This window comes from Pseudomonas sp. FeN3W (assembly GCA_030263805.2).
Taxonomy (GTDB): Bacteria; Pseudomonadota; Gammaproteobacteria; order Pseudomonadales; family Pseudomonadaceae; genus Stutzerimonas; species Stutzerimonas stutzeri_G.
On record CP136011.1, the window covers coordinates 731692 to 753725 of the forward strand.

A 22034-nucleotide genomic window follows, 5' to 3' on the forward strand; every position below is an offset into this window, starting at 1 on the left:
AATCAGGCCCTGAGTGCATTTCTCTAGATATCAAGTTGCGAGTTAAGGAAGATCTTGCGGTACTTAACGGGAATTCTTGCAGCTTGTTCAGCAGTCGGCACAATGATCTTTGACAGATTTACGAAGTGTTTCTTAAGTCGCAAATCGGCAAAGTAATCATCGATTTTAATGTCCCCACCCTCGATAATTGCTAAAGCCTTAGTTTGCAAAGCTTTTGAGCCTTGATTTAGGTATTCCTTTAGCAGCTTCTCCTTCGCCTCTCGGCTCATCATAGAGACAAGCTCCGGCCTCCCTGTAAGCGGATGCCAAATCCCCTTCAGGTACATGTCATTCAAAATAACGCTAACAGAGCTAATGTCTTTTACTTTAGAGTACCAAGCCCATTCTCTTGATCCAGTATATACAGCGTTATTTATATCCATTATCTCTGGACATAGCTTAACGAGGACACTCATCGCGCTAATCGAAAAACCATTGTCGGAACCCTCTCGATGAATAAGCCCGAGCGACATGCTGTAAAAAGTTCCAAATATAGTATCGTAATCCTTGTCTGACAAAGAATACTCATTGCGCCACTCATTGATCTTTAGCAAATTACAGCCTAAAAAGTGTGTGGCCTTAATGCCGTATCCAGACCAAAGATCAGGGTAGCCACCCAGAAGCCTTGCTCTGTATATGTTTATCAATTCACCCAGGTGATCACTCTTCATATCTTTGCAGAAATTTCTGACGAATAATTCATACCTTCGAATGACAACGTCAACAACATTCTCTATAGCCACACCCTGAATCGCCCAGATTGCTGCCGCAATTAAGGTTCCGGCTTCCATGTATTTGCGACTCGTCCAGGAGTCACTGTAATAGCCACCAGATGCAATCTCTATTTTTCGGTAATTTTCGAAACTAGAAATCAGGAGCTGATCTGAACTTTCCATGTCTAGCAAAGCCGAAATATGGCTTAAAGGAGAATCGACTTCGGAAAAGGCGTGCCTATAGGTTTCGAAGATGAGTTTGTCGCCAGCAACCCTGTCATCAAACTCCCAAGCCAATTTACTGAACGCTGCCAAGAAGCATTGTTCAATATTCTTACCAATAAATAAGGTTTTCATGGCCATGAAGTTATCTAAAGAATGAATAAGGCTATCGAGGCTTGGCCTACTCCACCTTGAAACTTGAAATCTTAGTAGCGGACTTGCTCCTGCTTCGATCATGATTGCCGCAAGAAGAGGAAGTGTGCCATTTCTGGACATTGCGCGCGTTTGCTTGCAAAGTGAAATTGTAGTAAACCATGGCGTAATGATCTGTGAATATAAGCTACCAGCCTTACGGTATTCGTCAATCTGATCGTTTTCACTCTCATCTAACGATTCATCATAAATGTTATCATTTGCTACTTTCTTAACCACTTCCCAATCTAAATCCTCCGGCCCGCACAAGGAAAAGGCGACCTTTTCCCCGAAAAATTCGCTAATTCGAGCGCGTAGCTTCGGATAATCTACGGAATCAGTAGGCATTTCCGGGATTTCTACATCATTCATAGTTCTATACCTATAACCTTAGCCATAACCTGCGTATCCGACAGAATTTCATCACGCAAATCCTCTGGAATTACGCGATCTTCGTGCAATATTAGCGGGAACTGCGTTAGTGCGACCCTGTATGGTTCGACTTCATTCATTTCCGTATCAAAGGGCAGCGACGGATCAATTTCGATCATGTGCCGTAAAACGCTTTCATGCGTACTCCAGCTAACAGCGCCATTGCAGTTTTCGACCTGTAGCATATCCTCGAACACGGCGAGTTCACCAAAAGGGTCGTAGACAATACCGCGCTCACCCTCAGATTCTGGCCTGGCTCCAATCAACACACCCGAATCTGAGACGAACACCAAGACCTGGCCAATTTCCCTTAGCGTTGCATATAGGCCATCGCCACTGCCATCCAGAAGGTCTTCATTTGAGATCAAAACAGCAGCCTCTTCAATGCAGCGGGGCTGATGCACAGAGATACCCTCCGCCTGCTCGACCAAGGTTAAATTGAAAGCCTGCTCGAAAGAAAGGCGCTTGAGCGCAAATTTGCGGCAATTCACACGTCCCTCATTGAGTGCAGCTGTCGCCTGCCTAACCTCATCAATGCTTCGATAATTCAGTATGTTTCGAAGCTCAACCGGAAGCTGCTCCTTACAAAGATCAAAGGACAGCAGTGCACGGTAGGCCTGACTCCTTGCGCCATTTGCGATCATAAGCCCCCTGGATTGCCTTGCAGCGTCCTTGGATGCGAAACGCTCAGCCATCCATCGCACGTATTTTTTCTTTTCTGACGGATCTGCATCAATGAGCATCCTCATCATTTCTTCCGGCGTGGTCTCGCAAGCCATGATCGCGCTGAACGAACGGGCTGCGCGTTCTATCAATTTTTTTGCCTCAGTACTCGTTAACCGCATGGTTGTGCTCCAGGTTGTTTCGCGCATCGTAACCTGGTATGTCAATAGCAGCAAATCAAAAATATAAGCAAAAGCAAAAGGTGATTATTGTCAAGATAATGGCGGTATGGTATACCTTCACCTCACGTGAAATCTTTCTTCACCCCTACGGAGCTTAACCATGCGCTACAAAATGGCCCTTGCCGGGGCACTGCTTGCGACCTCACTTTTCGCCCACGCAACGCCCGTCATCAAAGGCAACACCATGATCCAGAGTGCTATTTTGGATCGCCACATCGCGAACGCTCGCTCTGGAAGCTACGAAGAGGTAGCCAGGCTGATTGTCAGTGTGTACGAGCAGTTCGGCTATGTTGGGGTCAAGGCCATCGTACAAGACAACGTTATCACCATCGTCGAGCCAGGCTCATCAGTTGAAGGCGATTATGATGATCGCTGGCTGAGCAAAGAGGAGGGCCAAGTCCTTGATGTTGAAACGATTAATGACTCGATGGCCATGGCGGACGTAAATAATCGGTTCGGCGTTCTGGATGTTGCCGTTGGCGACCTTCGCCAGGATGGCAGTGTGGGCGTAAGCATGAAGCGCGAGCAGTCCTCAAAGCCCTATGCCGCATCTGTTTCCTACAGCTCACATGGGCAGGACGCTTCTGCTCGCGACCTTGTCACAGTCTCTGGTGGTACACATGTGGGTGGAGGCGTGCGGGTTGACGGGGCTTACACTCATGGCGCCTCATCACTTCGCGATGAATCTAAAGGTGGCGAGTACCGAAGCGTATATGTTAATGCCAAAAAGGCAACGCCATACGGTGAGTTTAACGCCTCTGTGAGCGATAGCCATAACAAGGTCGGCGGAAAGGATGCTACACGTTATGACTACGAACTGGCCGGTGACACCCGCCGCTATAGCGCAGGTCATCGATATGTCGTAAAAGGTGTGGGCACGCTGTCAAACAGCCTCAACTGGGTCAAGCGTGACCAGGATTTTGGTCTTTTTGGCCTCAGCGAGTCTCAAGACTACAAGAGCTGGAATTCCAGGTACTACGGCAAATTCGGCGCGCATCAATTCAATGCCTCCTTCACCCAGGGGCTTGGCGGTAGACGCGACTTCAACATGATCCCCCTGATGGGTGAATTCAACCCAAACTTCCACGCCATCCAGCTTGGCTATGCAACCTCTGGCGTGTTTGCAAATCAGGCGCTGGGCTACGGGGTCTCTGGATCGATCTTCAACGGCAGCAAGGACATGCCATCATCCGAGCGCATGTCACTCGGTGGGCCAGGCCGAGGATCGTCACATAACAATGGTGTAGTATCTGGCTACAAGGGCTATTTCGCAGAAGCTAGACTGTATGGCATGAACAATTTGAGCCCTGTTCATGATCTTTCGCTTAAACCGTATCTCTCGTTGAACGGCGGTCAAACAACCGATGCCATTGGAACCGATATCGAGATTTATGCAGTTGAAGGCGGTATTCTTGCCAAATGGAATCAACTTAGCGGCGGGGTTAGCTATTCTGATTCCATCAAAACCAAGAACGTCGAGGCAGATGCTCGCACAAACCTCATGATCAACTACGACTTCTAAGTCACTCGTCGAGCGCCTCTTTCTAGAGGCGCTCATATGCTGATTCCTGCACACCTCTAAAGTTTTAATATCGCGATTGCCTAGTATCTTTTTGCTAGGTACAATCATGACAATTCGTGCCAATTAAAATAAAAAGGTGTGCACATGAATTTCAGGCTAAAACCCCTGGCGTTGTTTATTTGTCTATCAATCGCCAATCCCTTCCAAATCTCATCATCTGCTGCTCAAGAAGCACCACTAATTACGCCGACGACACTTCCAGACCACATTAATGCGTCGGGGGCAGGAGTAGGTTTTGCCCCGAAAGGCCCAGCTTCTCTAGACATTAATTTGACCAATAGAAATAGTGTCATTAATTGGAACGGCAATGGTTTTAATGTTGGAAGTGAAGCAACGGTGAATTTCAAGCCTGGACTTTCGAACTCTGCTGTTCTGAACTTTGACAACTCAGGCAACAAATCCATTATCGAAGGCTCTGTTAATCACGGCGGTGCAAAGTTATTCCTTGTGAATCCAAACGGAATTTCAGACTCATCAGGGGCCTTTACTGGCCTTTTTGCGACTGAAAAAGACAACGTTAGCTTTACTTCAGACGGTAAATTGCGAATATCAACGCAAGGTAATCGTGTTTATGGAGATGTTTCTGGGAATGCAAATAAGGATCAAACGCTTACAGTCGTGCTTGAGGATAGCGAGGGTGAGAATCACGGAAATTTCTTGATCGGCGGAAGCCAGGCGACCGTTGAGCTACCTAGTACAAGCCCCATTATTAGGGCAGGCGGATTAAATTTCCAAAGCGATGCAAAAATCGTCACAACTGCTATTAATGACACCACCCTTGTCCTTGAGGATGTCACTGCTAAAAATCTTGAATCCTCGTTAGTGAAAAACCTTGAAATAACAGGAGAAACCGACATAGGGCTTCTCAAGGCATACATTGAAGAGGACGAGAACAACATACACTTCCATAAGGCAAAGGGAAATGTGGGTGCTGTCGAAATGGACAATGGAACCCTGCATATCACACAAGGTGAGGGAACGCTTACACTTAATAATCTCCGTTACCATGCTCAAGCGGGTGAAATCATTGCAACCGTTGACGAGGGCGGCGTTCTTGAGATTAACAACGGGGATATTCTCCTTAATAGTGGTGGCGGACTTGCTGTAGATGAGGAATGGGGATTTCCAGTTGAGGAAGAGGAAACAGCCTCTCCACTAAACCAGGTGTTTTTTAGTACTGCCGAAGGCGGAACAGGCGGAACCATCAACATCAGTAATACTCGAATGATGGTGGAAACTACTGTCGAGTTTACTGACGCCGACAAGAATGGCGAGCTCAACCTTACCAACACAAAGATCTACATGCCGTCGTCGGACATCATTATCAAGGCCAATGAAAGCACAAAACTGGAGTCTCTCAATGGAAAGCCTGTGGAAATTGGCACCGACCACTCCTCTTTGGATGTAGAAAGCTCTGGTGTTGTGATCATAGATTCAGGTGTTCAAGGTAGTTTTGAGACAGCTGGTCGTGAGTATTACGACGAGAACTCAACAGAAGCTGCTGAATTTCAAACCGATGAAAGTCAAATACTGATTGATTTCAATAAGACCACCATTTCTGGAGGCGGGCTCTATGAGAACGAGCAAGCTTTCGCTGACGGAGTCAGTGTCCCATCAGAGCCCGGAGAATCATCCGGCGTAATAAAAGACTTCGATTCAGTCACATGGATCGGCCCATATGAGGGGTCTGGCGATAGCGATGATGGGACAGGCGGAACCAGTCCTACTGATCCAGGTGATACTGGAGTAACAGATCCTGGCTCTGGGGGCGACACGGGCGGAACCACCCCTGGAACTGGCACTGGTGGAGACACTGGCACAACCAATCCCGGCGATGGCGGTGATGCGGGCGGAACCACCCCTGGAACTGGCACTGGTGGAGACACTGGTACAACCAATCCCGGCGATGGCAGTGATACAGGCGGAACCACCCCCGGAACTGGCACTGGTGGAGACACTGGTACAACCAACCCAGGAGACGGCGGTGACACAGGCGGAACCACCCCTGGAACTGGCACTGGTGGAGACACTGGTACAACCAACCCCGGCGATGGCAGTGATACAGGCGGAACCACCCCTGGAACTGGCTCTGGTGGAGACACTGGTACAACCAACCCAGGAGACGGCGGTGACACTGTTGGCACTGATCCAGGTGATGGCGGCAATACAGGTGGAACCACCCCTGGAACTGGCACTGGTGGAGACACTGGTACAACCAACCCCGGCGATGGCAGTGATACAGGCGGAACCACCCCTGGAACTGGCTCTGGCGGTGACACCGGAACAACCAACCCAGGAGACGGCGGTGACACTGTTGGCACTGATCCAGGTGATGGCGGCAATACAGGTGGAACCACCCCCGGAACTGGCACTGGTGGAGACACAGGTGGTACTGATCCAGGCGACGGCGGTGACACAGGCGGAACCACCCCTGGAACTGGCACTGGTGGAGACACTGGTACAACCAACCCCGGCGATGGCGGTGATACAGGCGGAACAACCCCTGGAACTGGCACTGGCGGTGACACCGGAACAACCAACCCAGGAGACGGCGACGGCACTGGAACAACCAATCCGGGGAATGGGGGTGGCACTGGCGGCGACACAGGCACAACCAACCCCGGCGACGGTGGTGGGGCTGGTGGAGACGAGGGCTCTACGGATCCTGATAATGGAAGCGGGCCTGACGGTGGAAATGATGGCACTACCCCAGGCCCTGGATCTGGAGGAGGCACTTCCCAGCCTGGCACTGGAAGCGGTGGTGAGGCAGATGGAGAAGAAGGATCTATACCGGGCATAGGTGATGATGGCCTTCCGAATCCAGACTACGGAAGTCTTCCTGGGGATGGCTTGCCACCCGATATCGATTCTGACTTGCCTGATTTCGGCTCAGATCCTGACAATAGCGCCCCAGGATCCAGTAATGGAGATAACAATGGGGGTGAGCAATCAGAAGGCACTAATCCAGGGTCGACTGAAGGCGTAAATCCAAGCAACCCTGGCGGGGTCATCATCATTTCGCCAGAGGATGAAGACGGAAAAACTAATGATCGAGACGAAACCAATTCGGGCGAGGGAGATGGAATCGAACCTAATGCGCCAAACGATACGACTAATCCGAACAATGGAGGAGAATCGGACAGTAGCAATGGTGGAGCCAGCCATTCAGATGAAAATAATGGCGGGGTGATTGTTATTTCGCCCGATGGATCAGATGAATCTGATTCAGCTGGAAACAGCGATGAAGGCTCGGTTATTATTATAGGATACGATGAAAACACCAGCCATGAAGAATCTGATGAAAATGACTGCAAAACAGCAAGCGGAACGCTTGAGAAATGTAAAGACGCTTAATGCTGATTCAACAGGCTCCCGCAGGGAGCCTGTTTCTACTTCCTCTAATTCATATAGAGTAATTATTGATATTGAGGGAACTTGTGCTGACCAAAGATCACCAGAATTCGATTTAAAAAGAAGCGAAATAGTTTCAATTGGCGCATGCCTAGTGGACGCTAAATGCAACATCGTTGATGAGTTTTATGAGCTTGTAAAACCAGAAATACAACCTACCCTTACCCCCTTCTGCACAGAATTCCTTGGAATTAGCCAGGATCAAGTAGATAACGCTGACCCATATAGCGTTGTTCAAGAGAAACTAGATAACTGGATTTCTGAATCAGAGAAAAAATACGGAAATATTATTGAATGGGGAAGCTGGGGCGGATACGACAAGCGTCAGTTTCTTAGAAATGTCGAAATGCTAAAGACACGAAAACCTGACTTCCTTGAATTGCCATATCTAAATCTCAAAGATGAATACGCATTAATGCATGCAGGGATTATCAAGCGAAAGAAAGCGCCCGGCATTGGTCTAGCCATGTTTAAACAAAACATGGAATTTACGGGCACTCGGCATAACGCCCTGGACGACGCAAGAAATACAGTTAAGCTTGCCAAAATCATCTTCGGGATTGAGCACTCAAGACACTCAACTACGGATGTTAGCTGCGACCCCTCTCCGTAGCGTCAATGCGCTTAGTCCAAGCCTATTCGTTTTATACGCAGTCAGGCCATTGCTTTAAAGGGAATGCTTTATTATACTGAGCGTAACTGTGGAGGTTCTATGAGTGACATGACAGATTTCAAACCTTATATGATCAAGGCTTCTTATGATTGGATCATTGATAACAACATGTCACCCCGACTGATTGTAGCCACTGGCTTCCCTGAAGTTTGTATCCCTGAGTCACTCAAGGGAAAGCCTGGGGATATTGAGCATCGGATCATTTTAAATATCGGCCCAGTTGCCACATCCGGCCTTCAGTTTGATGTAAAACGAAAGCTTATATCGTTCCATACTCGCTTCTCAGGCGTATCCTACTACGTCAAAATCCCAACTGATGCCATTGAGGGGATTCATGCACAGGAGACAGGTGATGGAGCTGTCTTTAAAATGGATTATTCAAAAATGTTTAAGCCAGAAAGTGAAAAAACTGCTCGCCCAGGCCTTAAGCTCGTTAAATAAGCGATTTAAACTTAATATTTTGTATGCAAAAAGCCCCATGCAGGGGCTTTTCTTTTCATAAGCTAAAAATTAAAGAGATGGGCCATCGCAACTAATAGCGCGATCAACCTTACGCTGAAGCACTTCCATCTGAGAAATCGCGAATTTGATGAATTCGATTCCTGGTGGATCAGTTTCATACAACTTCTTAAGCGCCGACGATGATAGAAACTTTGTCATTTCGTCCATGAAGATTTGTGGAGCCTTTGCATCCTTAAGACGCTCCAGGGAGCCCTTTAGTCGCTCGGACATGTCTTTAGCATGATAGTCGCGCACCTTCTCCATAACCAATGCCAAATCAGGCCTAACTCCCTTGTCAGCCAGGAATTTTAGATCCCACAGATCTCTGCCCTTCAAATATCGTCGACTGGCAACAGCCATCAACTTATCTGCCAGAATTTCGCGCTCCGACTCTACCTGCATCACGATTGAATGATGGGAGTCATTCAGAAAATTGTATCGAGGAACAACAATTTTACGCTCAGCGTCATGTGACGGCACGTTGCAGAATTCCACCTTGACCATCTGTTTTTTATGAAAACCGGGAATATCAATGCGGAACTCCCATTTTTTGACACTGGCCTCACCAAATTCATTGGCGGGCTCTTTGACCTCCAAGTTCAGCCCATAGCGATCCATGATCTGAGACCTCAGGATTTCTACCGCCTCATCAATGACAAATCCTTTGTGATCGCCAGCCCCAATTACAAAGTCAAGATCCTCACTGTAGCGCTGACCGCTATAGAACAATCTGAGGGCAGACCCGCCTTGCAAGGTGACCTCTGGACTGATGTCACTCTCACTAAACGCTTTCAAAATGTCGTAGTGCAAGAGTTCCTTCGTGATATTCGCGGTAGCGAAACCAGAAGGATCTTCCTCATTCTCTCTTTGCGCGTTTGTAACAAGCTGACTAAAAGCAAGTGTCATGATAAAACCCTCTTATACCTATATCTTAAAACAAGACAACAATAAATGTCATTCACGTTCTTCAGCGGGAATTACCAAATCCAGGTTCTTTCCGTACCGTTTTAAGTCTTCCAATGCCTTTTCGGGCGAAGCCTCCCACACCTGCCTGTCAGGAACGTAGCTCAGATGCTCTTTCCACAAGAGTGGATCCTCTTCTGTGTGGACAAACTGAATCCTTCCGAACCGGGTCTCAAAAACATAGCTGCGACCGTTAGTGATGAAGGTTAGGCAGGAGGGAATCTGACTGATCCAATCACTTTCATGAAGCACTGACTCAAGGCTCATGTAGAACGTATCATGCGGGCGAAGAAAGTTAGCCAGGCGATAGGCTGCGTTCATGGGCGCATCGCAATGAGGATTCAGGTAAAGCTTGGGAGCAATCTTTTCAATCCATCCAGATTTGACGTGGCGATTGAGCGCTACGCGCAAATACTTCTTGTCCGGATAACCAGAGAGCGCCCATAAGGCCGCCTCAGGGATACACCAAACCCCCTTCTTAGCCAGGGCCTTGCAGTGCTTTGTCAATTCTGTACGGTTCATTTAGGCCTCTGCCGCATCATGTACCAAACCCACCCAGGTCGACACAAAGGAATCATTTTTGATGACTATGTTTATACTCACCTCTAGCGCCATTGTCAACACAAAATTATCATTTATGATGGATTTGTGCTGAGCTTGCCTGGCTCGATAGCTGAGGCCAGGTCTTGACGATTGACACCGAAAGGGATCCCATCCTAGTAGCTTTTTCCTATCGCTAAGCATTTTATTATCAAAAAAGATGGATTAGTGCTGGGGTTGGCTTTCTTGCTTGCACTCATGAAATACTATGAAAAAGAGGTCATCATGAAATCTGTAATAGCTCTATTAAAGAAACTTTCCCGCAGGCATTCATTTTCTCTGGAAAATGACGAGCCTATCAGTATGCAAATTATCAAAAATTCCAGCCACTCTGACGCCTCAAATAAATACAAACCATTGTTTGATTTTTATATGGACATTTTGAGTGAAATAAAAATTGAAAAAAATCCTCAATCACATTTGGAAGCATCAACCTTATTGATTGAAAAAGGCATCAACCCTGTTGATATCGACTATATTGGGTCGATCAGGAGTCCAAATCCGCGATGGATAGTAAGAAATATCTCCCCAATTTGCACTTTCTTGCTCGCGAACGGAAACGTGCCATCAACAGAGCAGATGCAGATTCACTCTGATATTCTTGATTCATTCAGTGATAAAGTTGCAGGGATGCCTAGCTATGGTCATCTTCACCCAAGTGCTATCGGCGTTGATAGCACTAGCAGCAAGCTTGCTCACCTGCTGATGCTATCACCGACATTCATTGTATCTATAGCTGGACGAATGAAGTCATTTGACCAGCTTATCGATGCATTTGAAATGGATGTTTCCTCCATTGACGCAGAGCAGACCCTTCATGCCGGTCTCAATCATTTGAGGCAAGTGCTGTGGTCATATCAAGTTTCCAGCTTGAGCAAAGAAGACATTGCTCATCTTAAATACTATTTCAAAACAATAACAGATAGGCTCCCAGGTTGGATTGGTGAAAAGCCAGTCGCTCCTTATCTTATTGAAGGGATTGAGATGCATAGCGTCTATCAGACGCTTGATTTTTGTGGTTACTCAGTCGAAGAAAGTATTGCCTTACATTCAAAAATGCACGATACGCCGCTTAAGCCGCTATGGACTGGAGCTCTAGCAATATCCCTAGACAAACCCTCAATATTTTGTGACTACCTGCTAAAGAGCAATTGCAGCGCTGATCAGATTCGGCAAACTGCAAAACAGTGCTTTCAAATCAGATCACAATCCCCCGCAATCGGTAACCGTGAAAACCATATACAAATGCTTTTGAGGATCGCAGAATCACTGCACGAAGCCTTTGTCAAAAGAGGCCTAGGGGGAGTCATCGGATCTGACATCCTTAATCCTGCGCTACGGTCAAGTAGAGTTGCCAAAGTCTTCTATGAAAATGGTTATCTGATTCCAGGGGAGCCAGAGCAAACAGGATTGTTCACATCGATGGAGAATAATGCGGATGCTTACAGTGAATCGATCAGGATTGCTGGCGCGCTGGGGAAAACCGGCTTTCTCGGCAAGTGCTTAGAGCTTGGCATTTCTTCCAGAAGGGACATGAGCCACTCAAACACCTTTGAAAACCCGAAAATATTTCGGCAAATCATTGACATGAGGATAGTCGATCTGAAGCCCATCTTGAATACGCCCGCAAGAATTAAGAAGGCTATTTCATTCGGCGCAACTCGGGAAGCCTTATTGGCTGGCGGAATAAATGTCAAATCATCTAAGAATTTCAACAGGAAATTTATAGAAAGTGATTTAAATATATAATTTGGTCTTTATTTTTGTAGTCAGGGGGTGGAGAGTCACCCCCTCAAGCCTTAAAGGCCAAGCTCGTCACTTGCAACACGTTTTTTGTTTTCGTGACTTAGTAAAGACAGCACGTCTTTGCGATCTGTTAACTTATGAAAGTCTTTGATATTAAGAGGCCTTAGTTTCGCTTCCCGAAGGGTTTCAAGACTTACATTTTCAATTAGCCCTAAAGCAAATGAGCTAGTGATGATCTTCGTATAATCTTGCCTTGCCAGATCAGAGATATTACCCATGATGATCGAAACAGCCCTGGGAAAATCATTCTGCATAATCAGCCGCGCATCGAATGACCAAACTTCGCAGTATTCTGTCAGAATGATTTTAACCAGATCATTTTGAAGCCCAAGCTTTACACATATTCTTGCTTTCTCTCGAATACTGGCAATTAATTCAGGGATTTCACTGTCAAAATTGGTCGGGTTTTGATCCACTGACTCTCTGTGTATATTGAGCGCACTTCTAATATCTTCCAACAGATCCAGACGACTATAACTCCGATTCGAAAGAGCCTCTGCCAGGCCATCTTCGAATCTCGCAGTATCTACAGACTCAATTGTGTAAAATAAGGTGTACAGCTTTTTATAATCATAATGAGTCATTATCAAACCACTTGAAATTGTCATACTGCTAGATGTGAGGAAACAAGATTGCGCTTTGCGCGGGCCAGCTCCCTTGCCGGGACTAGCGAAAGTAGATAATCACCCTCAAGAGCCTCTCCATTACCATCTCTAGCTTCCCCCCCCAGTTTGCATCAAAGTTTCGATCACCATTAACTTTAACATGTATTTGCATTACATCTTCCCCATTGAGTTGAATGGTCATTTCAATGAAATCTGATATATTTATTTTACTATCATCGCCAAGGAGAGAGCAAACTCCAGCCACAGCTCCACGCAGAGAAGAGCTTAGATACACGGGGTCACTGTGTTCAATTCTGTAAAAATCCTGACCACCTTCGGAGTCATCGTATATTGCTTGAAGTATGACTACTGAATAGCATGAAGATCCCCCCAGCCCCCTATCATCAGGATTTACATGGCATTCATTGAGAGCATACTTAAGAGATTCTGTTATTTTTTTACACCCAATGTATTGCATTGCCATGTCAACCATCCTGAGGTCATTGCCTTCGGCCTGGATGTTTAGCAGCTCATTAATAAACGCCTGCGCAGCCATACGACTATCAAGCCACATATGAATACTCCCACTCATCATGCTGCGCATGATAAGGGGTATCTGCTCTTCGTTCCCCAGAGGGTCGAGAGCGTCACCGGTATTCTCGGTGCTGCGCAGGAACTTTGGCCTTTCGCAGCCTGATCATCCTTTCGGTGAGTCAGTTTTAACACCATGGCCCAGTATCGGGCCGCAATGTTGTAACTGGCATTCAGATCACAGTTGTATTTTTTGCCTGTGCTGAAGGTTGCCAGTTCGTACTGTTTAGGGTCGCGCTTGAGTTTTCCAGAGCCGTCATAGGCCCAGGAAGACGTTCCTCTGGCATACACATACACCACCTTCCCACCCATCTCGACAAACTTCATCTCGATCAGGTTAGCAAGCCTGCGGTGCAGCCATTGATGGAACTTTTGCTTCAGCGCTGAACGCTTGCGCCCGCCTTGCGGGCGCCAGCCTTTCAAGTGCTCCAGCACTATCGTGTCAGCCTGGTGTTCACGGGCAAAGTCGACCAGCTGACGGGAAGTCAGCTGCGCGATCTGCTCGTTAATATGCCGGGCCTTACGGTAATGGCCTTTGCAGAATCCCTTGCTCAGTACAGCGGTTTTACGCGCTTTTTGGCGAATGGTATTCGCCCGTTGGTTACGCCGGTCTATGTCGGCTGCGGGGTGGAAAAATCCACGCGCAGTCACAGTGCCGGATGAAGTCACCACGCTGGCCGTTGCCAGGGTGTTGATGCCGATATCCACCGCCAATACCCGTTGACGGTTGGTCAGACGCGCCGGTGTCAACGACACTGGCACCGAGAGATGAATCGATTTCCCGATGATCAGCGAAGGGGATTTTAATTCACCCTGGGTATGGCGCTGACGCGTTGCTTTAATAGGGATCTGGTGCCACAACCACTCTTTACCATCCCACAGCTTGAGTGAGGCAGTTTTGAACGTGTCGTCGAGCTTGTACAGCTGACCTCGGTACAACGCTGGATAACAGCCAGAAACGGGGTTGAATACAGGCGGCTTGGCGTGTGCATGCTTACGCTTACCATCGAGCCAATCGCTATAGCGGCTCATGTACGACGAGACTTGGCCATACGCAAAATTAATGGCAGCACGACGCAGATAAGATGGGAATTTGTAAAAGCGATTATTGAAATACTGATGCTTGGGCTGAGGGTTTTTCGTGGTCGGATGCATCAGCCGCTCAACGGCAGGCATGAACGCAGGCTCATTGGCCAACTTGGGCCAGTTGTTGAGGATGACAATGCACAGGGCGCGGCAATAAGCACGGTACTCAATGACCGTGAGCTGAGCCAATCTCTGCTGTTCGGCGGTGGCTTGAAGCGGCCACTTATCCGTGCGTATAATTGCCTTTGCCATATTTGAATTATGGGTGGAGTGCGTGGAGATTTCAAGCCTTAAAACCGTCAATCACAGTGCTTACAGGCTCTATTACCATTTGGTGTTGGTAATGAAGTATCGGCACAAGTGCCTGAACTCAGCCATGCTAATGCGCATGGAGGAGTTATTTGGCGACCTGCTGGTCAAATGGGATGGTCGCCTGGTGGAATTTGGTGGTGAAGGTGACCACGTACACCTACTGTTCGAAACAGCACCGACCACCAAATTGTCAGACCTGGTGAAGAACCTGAAATCGGTGACGGCACGCAAAATGCGGCAGGAGTTTGCGGAAGAGCTGGCGCCCTATTATTGGAAGCCCTATTTCTGGAATCACGCCTACGCGTTAATCAGTGTCGGCGGCAGAGCCAATATCGAAACCTTGCTGAAGTACATCGAAAACCAAGATGATCCTCGCAAGCTCGGATAGCGCCTAGACTAGCGTATCATGCTGCGCATGAAACGTAGTATGCGGCGCTAAAATCTTGATCAAATTCACGATCTTGAAGTGATATAAAAAGCTCGTCGATGGTAATCTCGCTGGCTCTTTCTAAAGGAAACCCGCAAAATTTAATTAAAGACTGTATTCCGGCGTCATCAATATTAATGAGATTAAGATCATCCATTAGACAATTGCTTAAGCGTTGTGAGTAATAGTCTTTATGATGACCGCGAAACATGAAGAAATTACTTATTTGCAGTGCGAGGCTAGCTCGCCAGCTGTCAATATGACTGAACATGATTATTTACCTTTTATTCTTTTAATTATAGCAAGTTAAACTCAAAGCAATCCAGCAAGGCAGGGGCAGGGGACTGAGACAATCGATCATTCTTTGCAAAGCAAAGGCGAAACCGGGCGCAAGCGCCCGAATAGATCGACTTGCTCATCATGAATTCCTTGCTCTTTGAGTAAACCCATAGCGCGAGGTTTGCAAATCATACGCGGCCAAGCCTCTCATTCTGTCTTGCCATGATGTCTGTCCCAGATATTTTTTCGTAGCCAAGGCGCCCCACAGTTCAGAGACAGATGGGGGTTCGGGTAATCGATCAGATCCAGGTAAGAATCAATATTATCCGGAATTTCCATATGGAAAATGACCTGATTCTCGACAGTCCCCTTAAGTGAGGTTGACCATGCCCATACGCCGTCAACTACCCGCCACTAAACGCTTCGCGCTATAGTGGGGGCTTGTAGAAAATCCAGAGCGATAAACAGTCGCAAGGTTTTCTACTTCTAAGCGAGTCATCCTAATGTGACTCGTCTGGGCCTGAAGACAAGACCCTCATCGGCTACCGACTTCATGAAGCTATCACCGATTTCTTTTCGTAAAATATTCAAGGCGCCGTTTACATCAGCGTTCAGCAATAAGCCTGTGCTGCTCTGATACAGGCCGCGTTTCAATCGCCTTCCTGTAAAGCTGCGAGTTCCTGCCAGCCCATAGGTCGGGATTCGATCCAGATCCAGGGCTGATGCCTTGGAGGTGTAGCTTTCCTCCCTGACAACCACCTCGATTCCATAGACCTCGGCCTTGTATCTGATCTGCTCGATCAGGCGCGCATGCGGGATGCTGACGAACTTCTGATTATTGACCTTACCGATGCCAACGCCCTGTTTCCAGTCAGGATTCAGGCCGACCACAATGCGACCGATATCGTACTGTAAGCATTGGTCTATCACGAAATGGCTGACTCGGTGCAGGTGGTCGTTCATCCAGCAGAAGCGGCTCACCGCCTTATTCTTGAGTATTTGCCAATGCCTGTTGCTGCGTAACGCCGCCGCGTCCTTGTTGTACAGATGGTTGACGGACTTGATGGCCTTGCCATTGACCAGAACAGGGCGAAAACCCGGCTGGTCGGAGATCAGTGTGGCAAGGTTGTCGATACCCAAGTCGATGGAAAGGTGTTTACTTCGATCCAAAAGCACCGAGCTTTTGCCCTGCTGTTTAGCGGCCTGCTCGTACACCACTTCGAGCCAATAGCAGCTGCCATGGGGCACGAAGCGGATCTCTTGAATAATCTGGTCAGCGCCTTTGGCTTTGAGTGCCTGGTCGACACAGCAGCGAACCTTTACAGGCGCAATCCCCGTCTTGCTTGGGAAATGGATCTGACCATCTCTACAGCTTAAGTGCTGAAACGGCATCGAGGCCGTTTTGGCTTGCCTGGCGTAGCCAGGCATGCGGGGCTTGGCCTTGAAACGGGCGGGGTTCTTCTTCCATTCGCTTAGGGCTGCAAAGTAGCCTTTCCAGTCCTGGCCAAGCCTGCGCAAAACAGCCTGGCTCATCGCATTTGGAATGGCCTGGTAAGCAGGATGGGCATGCGAGCCTTGCTTCAGCGCGAGATCAGCCTGCATCCAGCCAAACCGATCACCGGCAAGAAAAGCCTGCCGAATCAGGTAATTTCCACAATTGAAAAGGGTTTTCGCCGAACGACACAAGTGAGCAACCGAATTGTAATTCGGATCATTGCGCTTGATCAGGATGCGCTCGGTTAACTGCATGGACTTTTTCCCTGTATGCCTGTACAGTATAGTGATCTAAGCGGGACTTGTAAATGAGAAGAATCAAGAGCCCGAGCGCGTTACCGCGCTGGCGCTTTCACCTCCACCCAAACGCTACGCGCTCTGGATGGAGTACTCCGCGCAATTGATAGACGCGCCTCCACGCCTGGTTAACCTTTGTTTGACTCAACTGATCCAGAGATCCAACACCAACTCTAGACCAGCGAATTTTACGCTTGCCACCTTCTATCACACTGCAAAGAGGCAGGATGAAGGAGAGGTAGATGCTCCACTGCCGGGCCAGTGGCTTGTCGTGGCCGCGAAAGCTCCTGCGTATGTTAAACTGAACTTTAGGGATCTTACCCAAGGAGGGCTTGCGGTGCCTTGTCGATGGAAGAGCGCTCAAATCCATCCATCCAGCCTTCTGCTCAGCTAGTCTATAGGCTGCTGCTGGCTTGAGTCCCTTAATCCGCTGGATGGTTGCTATGGTGCCGTCTGCGCGCCGTATACACCACCCATGTGGAAATCTATCGATCCTGCGCTTCGCCATCTGCCTCTAACCGGTAAAACCGATTGCACCAAACAGTAGCACAGCGGGCTCCACTACAACACCGAGGCTGCTACCCAAGGCTGTTCGACCGACCGAAGCAGTGGAAGCCAAAAAAAAGATGAATTAATTCATTCGCCCCTATTGACACCACTCCAAGGTATGGCTAATATGGACTCATCAACTGAATTTGAGCGGAAACACGAACATGTCGATATCATCATCCCTACCGAGAAGTACAAGGCTTATGCCCTCACAGGCGTGATGATGCGTGTTCGAAACCCGGACGCGCTGTCCGGGTCAAGAAAGACCTAAACCCGGACTCCATGTCCGGGTTTTTTGTTTTAAGCGTTAATGATTTTGGATGGTTGCCGGAGCGGCTAAACGGGACTGCCTGGAAAGCAGTTGCTCCATACGGGGCACAAAGGTTCAAATCCTTTACCATCCGCCAGTTACACCGATTTGTTTGATTACAAATCACTGCTCTTTAAAAACATAGAGAAGTTTTAAACGAGGAAGGGGCCACGCGGTTTCGACTGCGCCGCCAAGTGCCTGGCACTACCTTCCTCACTTTTACGCGGCCTTGAGCGATCAGGGCTGCATTGGAAAGTTGGCCGAGTCGGTCGAAGGCGCTCCCCTGCTAAGGGAGTATGTCCCAAAAGGGCATCAAGGGTTCGAATCCCTTACTTTCCGCCAATTTCTGCGGTACGATTCAATCGTTCGCAGGCCAATCCCTCTATTGAGGTTGTATTGGCGAGCTCATCCGTCCCGCACCAGGGCATCTAGGCCCGAAATGTCGTGGATGAGCTCGACCAATGCAAGATAATCGCAGCAATGCGACACAAAGCTGGCGTGTCCCGCCCTGGTAGCGGCAGTTATGGTGAGAGACCATAAGTCTGGCGGATCGAAAGAATCATCGGGCCAGCTCAATCCGTTACCGAAGGAATTCGGGATCTTGCAGGATTTTAGATTTGATTGCTATCTGATAGCGGTCAGAGATTATGATGACCAGCCTCGATCATTGCCGAAGCGTTCATTAGGGTTGTGGGGATAACCTAGTGGGACGACGATGGTAAGGGCGGTGCCCACTACCCCAGAATTTGGGTCATCATTGATTTTCGGAGATTAGCGCAGTCTGGTAGCGCGCCTGTTTTGGGAGCAGGATGTCGCAGGTTCGAGTCCTGCATCTCCGACCACATTTGCCATAAGTTCCTCTGGTCTTGGGCAAATCCATCCGTAAGGGTGAAGGGCGGCGTAGTTCTAGAATACGCTGACGACAAGGCTTGGCCAGCAGCCCTGTTTGTGACGTCATTAAAGCCGCATGGTAGGCCCGGTCTCGAAAGAGCGGTGGAGGAGGAAACTCCTTAGAAGCCAAGGGTCAGCTGACTTGTGAGTGGAATAGTAACTCTCAATCTGGATAGGTGGCCGAGTGGCTGAAGGTTGCGGTCTTGAAAACCGTCGAAGGGGAAACTCTTCCGTGAGTTCGAATCTCACCCTATCCGCCATATTTTATAACTCGCAAGTTGCGTGTTAGTTGCAAAGTTTCGGGAAGTTGGCAGAGCTGGCTTATTGCTCTGGTCTTGAAAACCAGCGGGTCTTGAAAGAGGCCCCGTGAGTTCGAATCTCACACTTCCCGCCATATTTGGTGTGCTCCCCTGGCTTGGGATACCGGTTCGAATCCGGGTATAAGGGAATGGGCCCTTATTGAGTCGGTCTAGCACTTCGCGCCGTGCACTGAGGTTCGAATCCTCAACACACCAAACCCGTTTTAGTTAACCAGGTAAGTATCTGAGCGTGATCTGAATGCAGGATTGTGACCTGCTAAAGTGCAATGGTGACGGAGTTCCTAGGCCCGGTAAACAAAGCATGTAGCGTATAGCTTAGCGGAAAAAGCAAGGAGCAGTGCTCCTCACGGTGGTTCGAATCCATCTACGCAAGTCCGGGTTCACAGCCGGAGAGATCACGCCCAAATGCAGACCTTGTGAGAGGATGCATCTGGAAATGCCGATAGACTGCGTGCACGGGGTAGGGTCGCAACCCCCTGAAACGTTAGAGACAGGCTCTCTTGACGAGCTTCGGTATTTCCAAATGCATTAGCAGGCGGTAAAGGAACATGTTCGAGGCGTGATTGGAATGAGATCTGAATGCAAGTTGGTGGCTTGCTAAGCGAAATGGTGACGGGATTCCTAGGCCCGGTGAACAAACCGTGAGTGTGTAGCTCAGTCTGGTAGAGCAGGGGCCGCAAGCTCTGTGTCGGTGGTTCAAATCCATTCATGTATGCCGGGATCACATCCGGCCAGATCTCAGACCAATGAGGCCTTAAGGCTAACGATTACGGAGATTAGCGCAGTCCGGTAGCGCGCCTGCTTTGGGAGCAGGATGTCGCAGGTTCGAATCCTGCATCTCCGACCATTTTACGGTTTTGCCATGGCAAGACTTAAAACGTTCGATTCTGTAAATGCGCAGGCTGATGCGCGAAAGACGGCACGTCCTTAATGAGGCCCGCGCTGTCGCTGACTAAGAGGCTTGGACTGAACATGTCAGCGGATGCCTGTAGTGGTCTACTGATCCCGGACACCGATTTAGGCGAAAATCCTCGCCATCAAGAGGTGTTCGATGAGCAAGCAACGACGTACGTTTTCCGCCGAGTTCAAACGCGAGGCTGCTGCCTTGGTTCTGGATCAAGGCTATAGCCATATCGAGGCCTGCCGTTCGCTGGGCATCGTGGATTCGGCATTGCGCCGCTGGGTGAAACAGCTTCAGGACGAGCGTCAGGGCGTCACGCCGAAGAGCAAGGCGCTGACACCCGAGCAGCAGAAGATTCAGGAGCTAGAAGCCCGGATCAACCGGCTGGAACGGGAGAAAGCGATATTAAAAAAGGCTACCGCTCTCTTGATGTCGGACGAACTCGATCGTACGCGCTGATAGACCAGTTGAGTGAGCAGGAGCCGGTAGAAGTGGTCTGTTCAGCTTTCGATGTGGCGCGGTCGTGCTACTACGCCCATCGCCTTCGACGTCGCCGTGTCGATGCTCGTCGCGTTGCGCTACGTAGCCGGGTCAACGAGTTGTTTAGCCAAAGTCGAGGCTCGGCTGGCAGCCGAAGCATCCTGGGCATGTTGCGCGTGGACGGCGTGACGATTGGCCGTTTCCGTGTGCGTCGGTTGATGCGTGAGCTGGGCCTCGTCAGCAAGCAGCCGGGCTCGCACGCTTACAAGCAGGCCACAGTTGAGCGCCCGGATATCCCGAATCGGTTAAACCGCAAGTTCGCAGTCCAGCGCCCGAACCAGGTGTGGTGCGGCGACATTACCTACGTCTGGGCACAAGGTCGCTGGCATTACCTGGCCGCAGTGCTGGATCTGTACACACGACGGACGATTGGCTGGGCGTTTTCCACGAAGCCGGATGCTGAGCTAGTGATTAAGGCTCTCGACATGGCTTACGAACAACGCGGCCAGCCACAACAGGTGCTATTCCATTCGGATCAGGGCAGCCAGTACGCCAGCCGCCTCTTCCGGCAACGGCTATGGCGCTACCGGATGCAGCAGAGCATGAGCCGCCGAGGAAATTGCTGGGACAACTCGCCGATGGAGCGCCTGTTCCGCAGCCTGAAGTCGGAATGGATCCCAGCAACTGGATATCTGACAGCCTTGGAGGCTCAGCGAGACATCAGCCATTACCTGATGCATCGCTACAACTGGATCAGACCGCATCAATTCAACGACGGGCTGCCGCCTGCGGTGGCCGAAGAAAAACTTAACCCACTGTCCGGGATGGGTTGACCACTACAGCCGGAGATACAGCACCGGTTGCAGAATCAAACACTCAGCTGCTGTAAAGGCTGGGCTTGTAGTAAGGAAACATGCTTGATGCGGTGTTCGTCCAGGGTGGTCAGGGCAGCTTCGACATTGATTCATTCTTAAAGCGGGTGTAGGACACCATCTGCGATTTGGATGTTTAGGTGAATGCAGGGCACGAGTCCAATGGCCTGCTTAAAGAAGTTAAGGAGGGTTCGACTCCCTCACACCGTCACTTATTTCGCTGTATCGTCTTCTAAGGGATATTCAAATGAAATGCGATGTAGCACCAACTGTTGAAGCCATCATGAACACGGCTGCCTTGATTAAGCACAGCAGTGATCAGTTGATGCGCGTGGCCAATGATCTGAGTGCTTCAGGCAACATCAATGACGCCTCAGAAGCTGCCGAGATCATTCAGAACATGCTCGGCAACCTGGGTCTTCAGGAACTGATGACCAGGCCACTCGAAGCGATGAGAAAGCAAGTGTGGCTGGATGCGCAAAAATTGCAGGATTGAGCCCAGGCTCGACCCTTCATAAACACCCCGAAGCTATCGCTGGATAGGGGAGGTCTAAACGAGCTGATGGATGCGATCGGGCGAG

17 protein-coding genes and 7 tRNA genes are annotated in these 22034 nt (G+C 49.1%); 15 read left to right on the top strand and 9 right to left on the bottom strand.

The annotated features are described in order from the left end of the window. Nucleotides 1-23: 23 nt before the first annotated feature. Nucleotides 24-1538, bottom strand: a complete 1515-nt coding sequence (locus tag P5704_027380; protein ID WOF81623.1) for a hypothetical protein — start codon at nt 1536-1538, stop codon at nt 24-26. Continuing rightward, on the bottom strand, nt 1535-2443 hold the full coding sequence (locus tag P5704_027385; protein ID WOF81624.1) for a hypothetical protein: 909 nt from the start codon (nt 2441-2443) through the stop codon (nt 1535-1537). The genes P5704_027380 and P5704_027385 overlap by 4 nt, the downstream gene beginning before the upstream one ends. A 160-nt stretch (nt 2444-2603) precedes the next feature. On the opposite strand from P5704_027385, the gene P5704_027390 reads away from it, so the two are divergent. The 4 genes from P5704_027390 (at nt 2604) to P5704_027405 (ending at nt 8610) form a co-directional block, all read left to right on the top strand. Beyond that, entirely contained in the window at nt 2604-4025 is a 1422-nt protein-coding gene (locus P5704_027390) for a hemolysin activation/secretion-like protein (GenBank protein ID WOF81625.1), read from the top strand. A 144-nt stretch (nt 4026-4169) separates the two neighbouring features. After that, nucleotides 4170-7439: a filamentous hemagglutinin N-terminal domain-containing protein gene (locus P5704_027395; protein WOF81626.1), complete on the top strand. Its 3270-nt coding sequence runs from the start codon at nt 4170-4172 to the stop codon at nt 7437-7439. After that, entirely contained in the window at nt 7384-8109 is a 726-nt protein-coding gene (locus P5704_027400; protein WOF81627.1) for a 3'-5' exonuclease, read from the top strand. The genes P5704_027395 and P5704_027400 overlap by 56 nt, the downstream gene beginning before the upstream one ends. Nucleotides 8110-8208: 99 nt before the next feature. Next, entirely contained in the window at nt 8209-8610 is a 402-nt protein-coding gene (locus P5704_027405) for a ClpXP protease specificity-enhancing factor SspB (GenBank protein WOF81628.1), read from the top strand. Between the two features lie 69 nt (nt 8611-8679). Here the strand turns inward: P5704_027405 and P5704_027410 are convergent, their stop codons facing one another. Together P5704_027410 and P5704_027415 are read right to left on the bottom strand one after the other, a co-directional pair. Further along, a complete protein-coding gene (locus tag P5704_027410) occupies nt 8680-9576 on the bottom strand; it encodes a nucleotidyl transferase AbiEii/AbiGii toxin family protein (GenBank protein WOF81629.1) in 897 nt (298 codons plus the stop codon). 48 nt (nt 9577-9624) lie between these two features. Continuing rightward, entirely contained in the window at nt 9625-10155 is a 531-nt protein-coding gene (locus P5704_027415; GenBank protein WOF81630.1) for a hypothetical protein, read from the bottom strand. Between the two features lie 303 nt (nt 10156-10458). Here P5704_027415 and P5704_027420 point away from each other — a divergent pair, with 303 nt between their 5' ends. Next, complete coding sequence (locus tag P5704_027420; GenBank protein WOF81631.1) at nt 10459-11982, top strand: hypothetical protein; 1524 nt, start codon at nt 10459-10461, stop codon at nt 11980-11982. Nucleotides 11983-12032: 50 nt separating this feature from the next. Here the strand turns inward: P5704_027420 and P5704_027425 are convergent, their stop codons facing one another. The 3 genes from P5704_027425 to P5704_027435 all read right to left on the bottom strand — a co-directional run bounded on the left by P5704_027425 (nt 12033) and on the right by P5704_027435 (nt 14573). Further along, nucleotides 12033-12623 carry a hypothetical protein gene (locus P5704_027425; GenBank protein WOF81632.1) on the bottom strand — a complete coding sequence of 197 codons (591 nt, stop codon included), beginning with the start codon at nt 12621-12623 and terminating at the stop codon, nt 12033-12035. A gap of 82 nt (nt 12624-12705) precedes the next feature. After that, nucleotides 12706-13128, bottom strand: a complete 423-nt coding sequence (locus P5704_027430) for a hypothetical protein (GenBank protein ID WOF81633.1) — start codon at nt 13126-13128, stop codon at nt 12706-12708. Nucleotides 13129-13235: 107 nt separating this feature from the next. Further along, nucleotides 13236-14573 carry a transposase gene (locus tag P5704_027435; protein ID WOF81634.1) on the bottom strand — a complete coding sequence of 446 codons (1338 nt, stop codon included), beginning with the start codon at nt 14571-14573 and terminating at the stop codon, nt 13236-13238. Nucleotides 14574-14595: 22 nt separating this feature from the next. Here P5704_027435 and tnpA point away from each other — a divergent pair, with 22 nt between their 5' ends. After that, a complete protein-coding gene (gene tnpA / locus P5704_027440; GenBank protein ID WOF81635.1) occupies nt 14596-15021 on the top strand; it encodes an IS200/IS605 family transposase in 426 nt (141 codons plus the stop codon). A gap of 16 nt (nt 15022-15037) precedes the next feature. Here the strand turns inward: tnpA and P5704_027445 are convergent, their stop codons facing one another. Together P5704_027445 and P5704_027450 are read right to left on the bottom strand one after the other, a co-directional pair. Continuing rightward, nucleotides 15038-15331: a hypothetical protein gene (locus P5704_027445; protein WOF81636.1), complete on the bottom strand. Its 294-nt coding sequence runs from the start codon at nt 15329-15331 to the stop codon at nt 15038-15040. 503 nt (nt 15332-15834) lie between these two features. Continuing rightward, complete coding sequence (locus tag P5704_027450; protein ID WOF81637.1) at nt 15835-17088, bottom strand: transposase; 1254 nt, start codon at nt 17086-17088, stop codon at nt 15835-15837. A gap of 909 nt (nt 17089-17997) precedes the next feature. On the opposite strand from P5704_027450, the gene P5704_027455 reads away from it, so the two are divergent. From P5704_027455 to P5704_027495, 9 genes are all read left to right on the top strand, one after another. Next, nucleotides 17998-18086: transfer RNA gene (locus P5704_027455), tRNA-Ser, on the top strand. Nucleotides 18087-18239: 153 nt separating this feature from the next. Next, nucleotides 18240-18331, top strand: a tRNA-Ser gene (locus P5704_027460). Nucleotides 18332-18754: 423 nt separating this feature from the next. Next, a tRNA-Pro gene (locus tag P5704_027465) sits at nt 18755-18831 on the top strand. 219 nt (nt 18832-19050) lie between these two features. Beyond that, nucleotides 19051-19140, top strand: a tRNA-Ser gene (locus P5704_027470). Between the two features lie 41 nt (nt 19141-19181). Then, a tRNA-Ser gene (locus P5704_027475) sits at nt 19182-19274 on the top strand. Nucleotides 19275-19848: 574 nt separating this feature from the next. Then, nucleotides 19849-19914, top strand: a tRNA-Cys gene (locus tag P5704_027480). 56 nt (nt 19915-19970) lie between these two features. After that, a tRNA-Pro gene (locus P5704_027485) sits at nt 19971-20047 on the top strand. A gap of 204 nt (nt 20048-20251) precedes the next feature. Further along, a protein-coding gene (locus P5704_027490) for an IS3 family transposase (protein ID WOF81638.1) occupies nt 20252-21414 on the top strand; the annotation gives its coding sequence in 2 pieces (ribosomal slippage) (nt 20252-20507 and nt 20507-21414; 1164 coding nt in all). Nucleotides 21415-21700: 286 nt separating this feature from the next. Continuing rightward, entirely contained in the window at nt 21701-21949 is a 249-nt protein-coding gene (locus P5704_027495; GenBank protein WOF81639.1) for a hypothetical protein, read from the top strand. Nucleotides 21950-22034: the final 85 nt, after the last annotated feature.

Bases quoted from the DNA above. Each gene is read 5' to 3' on its own strand.
- P5704_027380 (WOF81623.1), bottom strand. From the start codon at position 1,538: ATGAATGATGTAGAAATCCCGGAAATGCCTACTGATTCCGTAGATTAT.
- P5704_027385 (WOF81624.1), bottom strand. From the start codon at position 2,443: ATGCGGTTAACGAGTACTGAGGCAAAAAAATTGATAGAACGCGCAGCC.
- P5704_027390 (WOF81625.1), top strand. From the start codon at position 2,604: ATGCGCTACAAAATGGCCCTTGCCGGGGCACTGCTTGCGACCTCACTT.
- P5704_027395 (WOF81626.1), top strand. From the start codon at position 4,170: ATGAATTTCAGGCTAAAACCCCTGGCGTTGTTTATTTGTCTATCAATC.
- P5704_027400 (WOF81627.1), top strand. From the start codon at position 7,384: ATGAAAATGACTGCAAAACAGCAAGCGGAACGCTTGAGAAATGTAAAG.
- P5704_027405 (WOF81628.1), top strand. From the start codon at position 8,209: ATGAGTGACATGACAGATTTCAAACCTTATATGATCAAGGCTTCTTAT.
- P5704_027410 (WOF81629.1), bottom strand. From the start codon at position 9,576: ATGACACTTGCTTTTAGTCAGCTTGTTACAAACGCGCAAAGAGAGAAT.
- P5704_027415 (WOF81630.1), bottom strand. From the start codon at position 10,155: ATGAACCGTACAGAATTGACAAAGCACTGCAAGGCCCTGGCTAAGAAG.
- P5704_027420 (WOF81631.1), top strand. From the start codon at position 10,459: ATGAAATCTGTAATAGCTCTATTAAAGAAACTTTCCCGCAGGCATTCA.
- P5704_027425 (WOF81632.1), bottom strand. From the start codon at position 12,623: ATGACTCATTATGATTATAAAAAGCTGTACACCTTATTTTACACAATT.
- P5704_027430 (WOF81633.1), bottom strand. From the start codon at position 13,128: ATGGCAATGCAATACATTGGGTGTAAAAAAATAACAGAATCTCTTAAG.
- P5704_027435 (WOF81634.1), bottom strand. From the start codon at position 14,573: ATGGCAAAGGCAATTATACGCACGGATAAGTGGCCGCTTCAAGCCACC.
- P5704_027445 (WOF81636.1), bottom strand. From the start codon at position 15,331: ATGTTCAGTCATATTGACAGCTGGCGAGCTAGCCTCGCACTGCAAATA.
- P5704_027450 (WOF81637.1), bottom strand. From the start codon at position 17,088: ATGCAGTTAACCGAGCGCATCCTGATCAAGCGCAATGATCCGAATTAC.
- P5704_027495 (WOF81639.1), top strand. From the start codon at position 21,701: ATGAAATGCGATGTAGCACCAACTGTTGAAGCCATCATGAACACGGCT.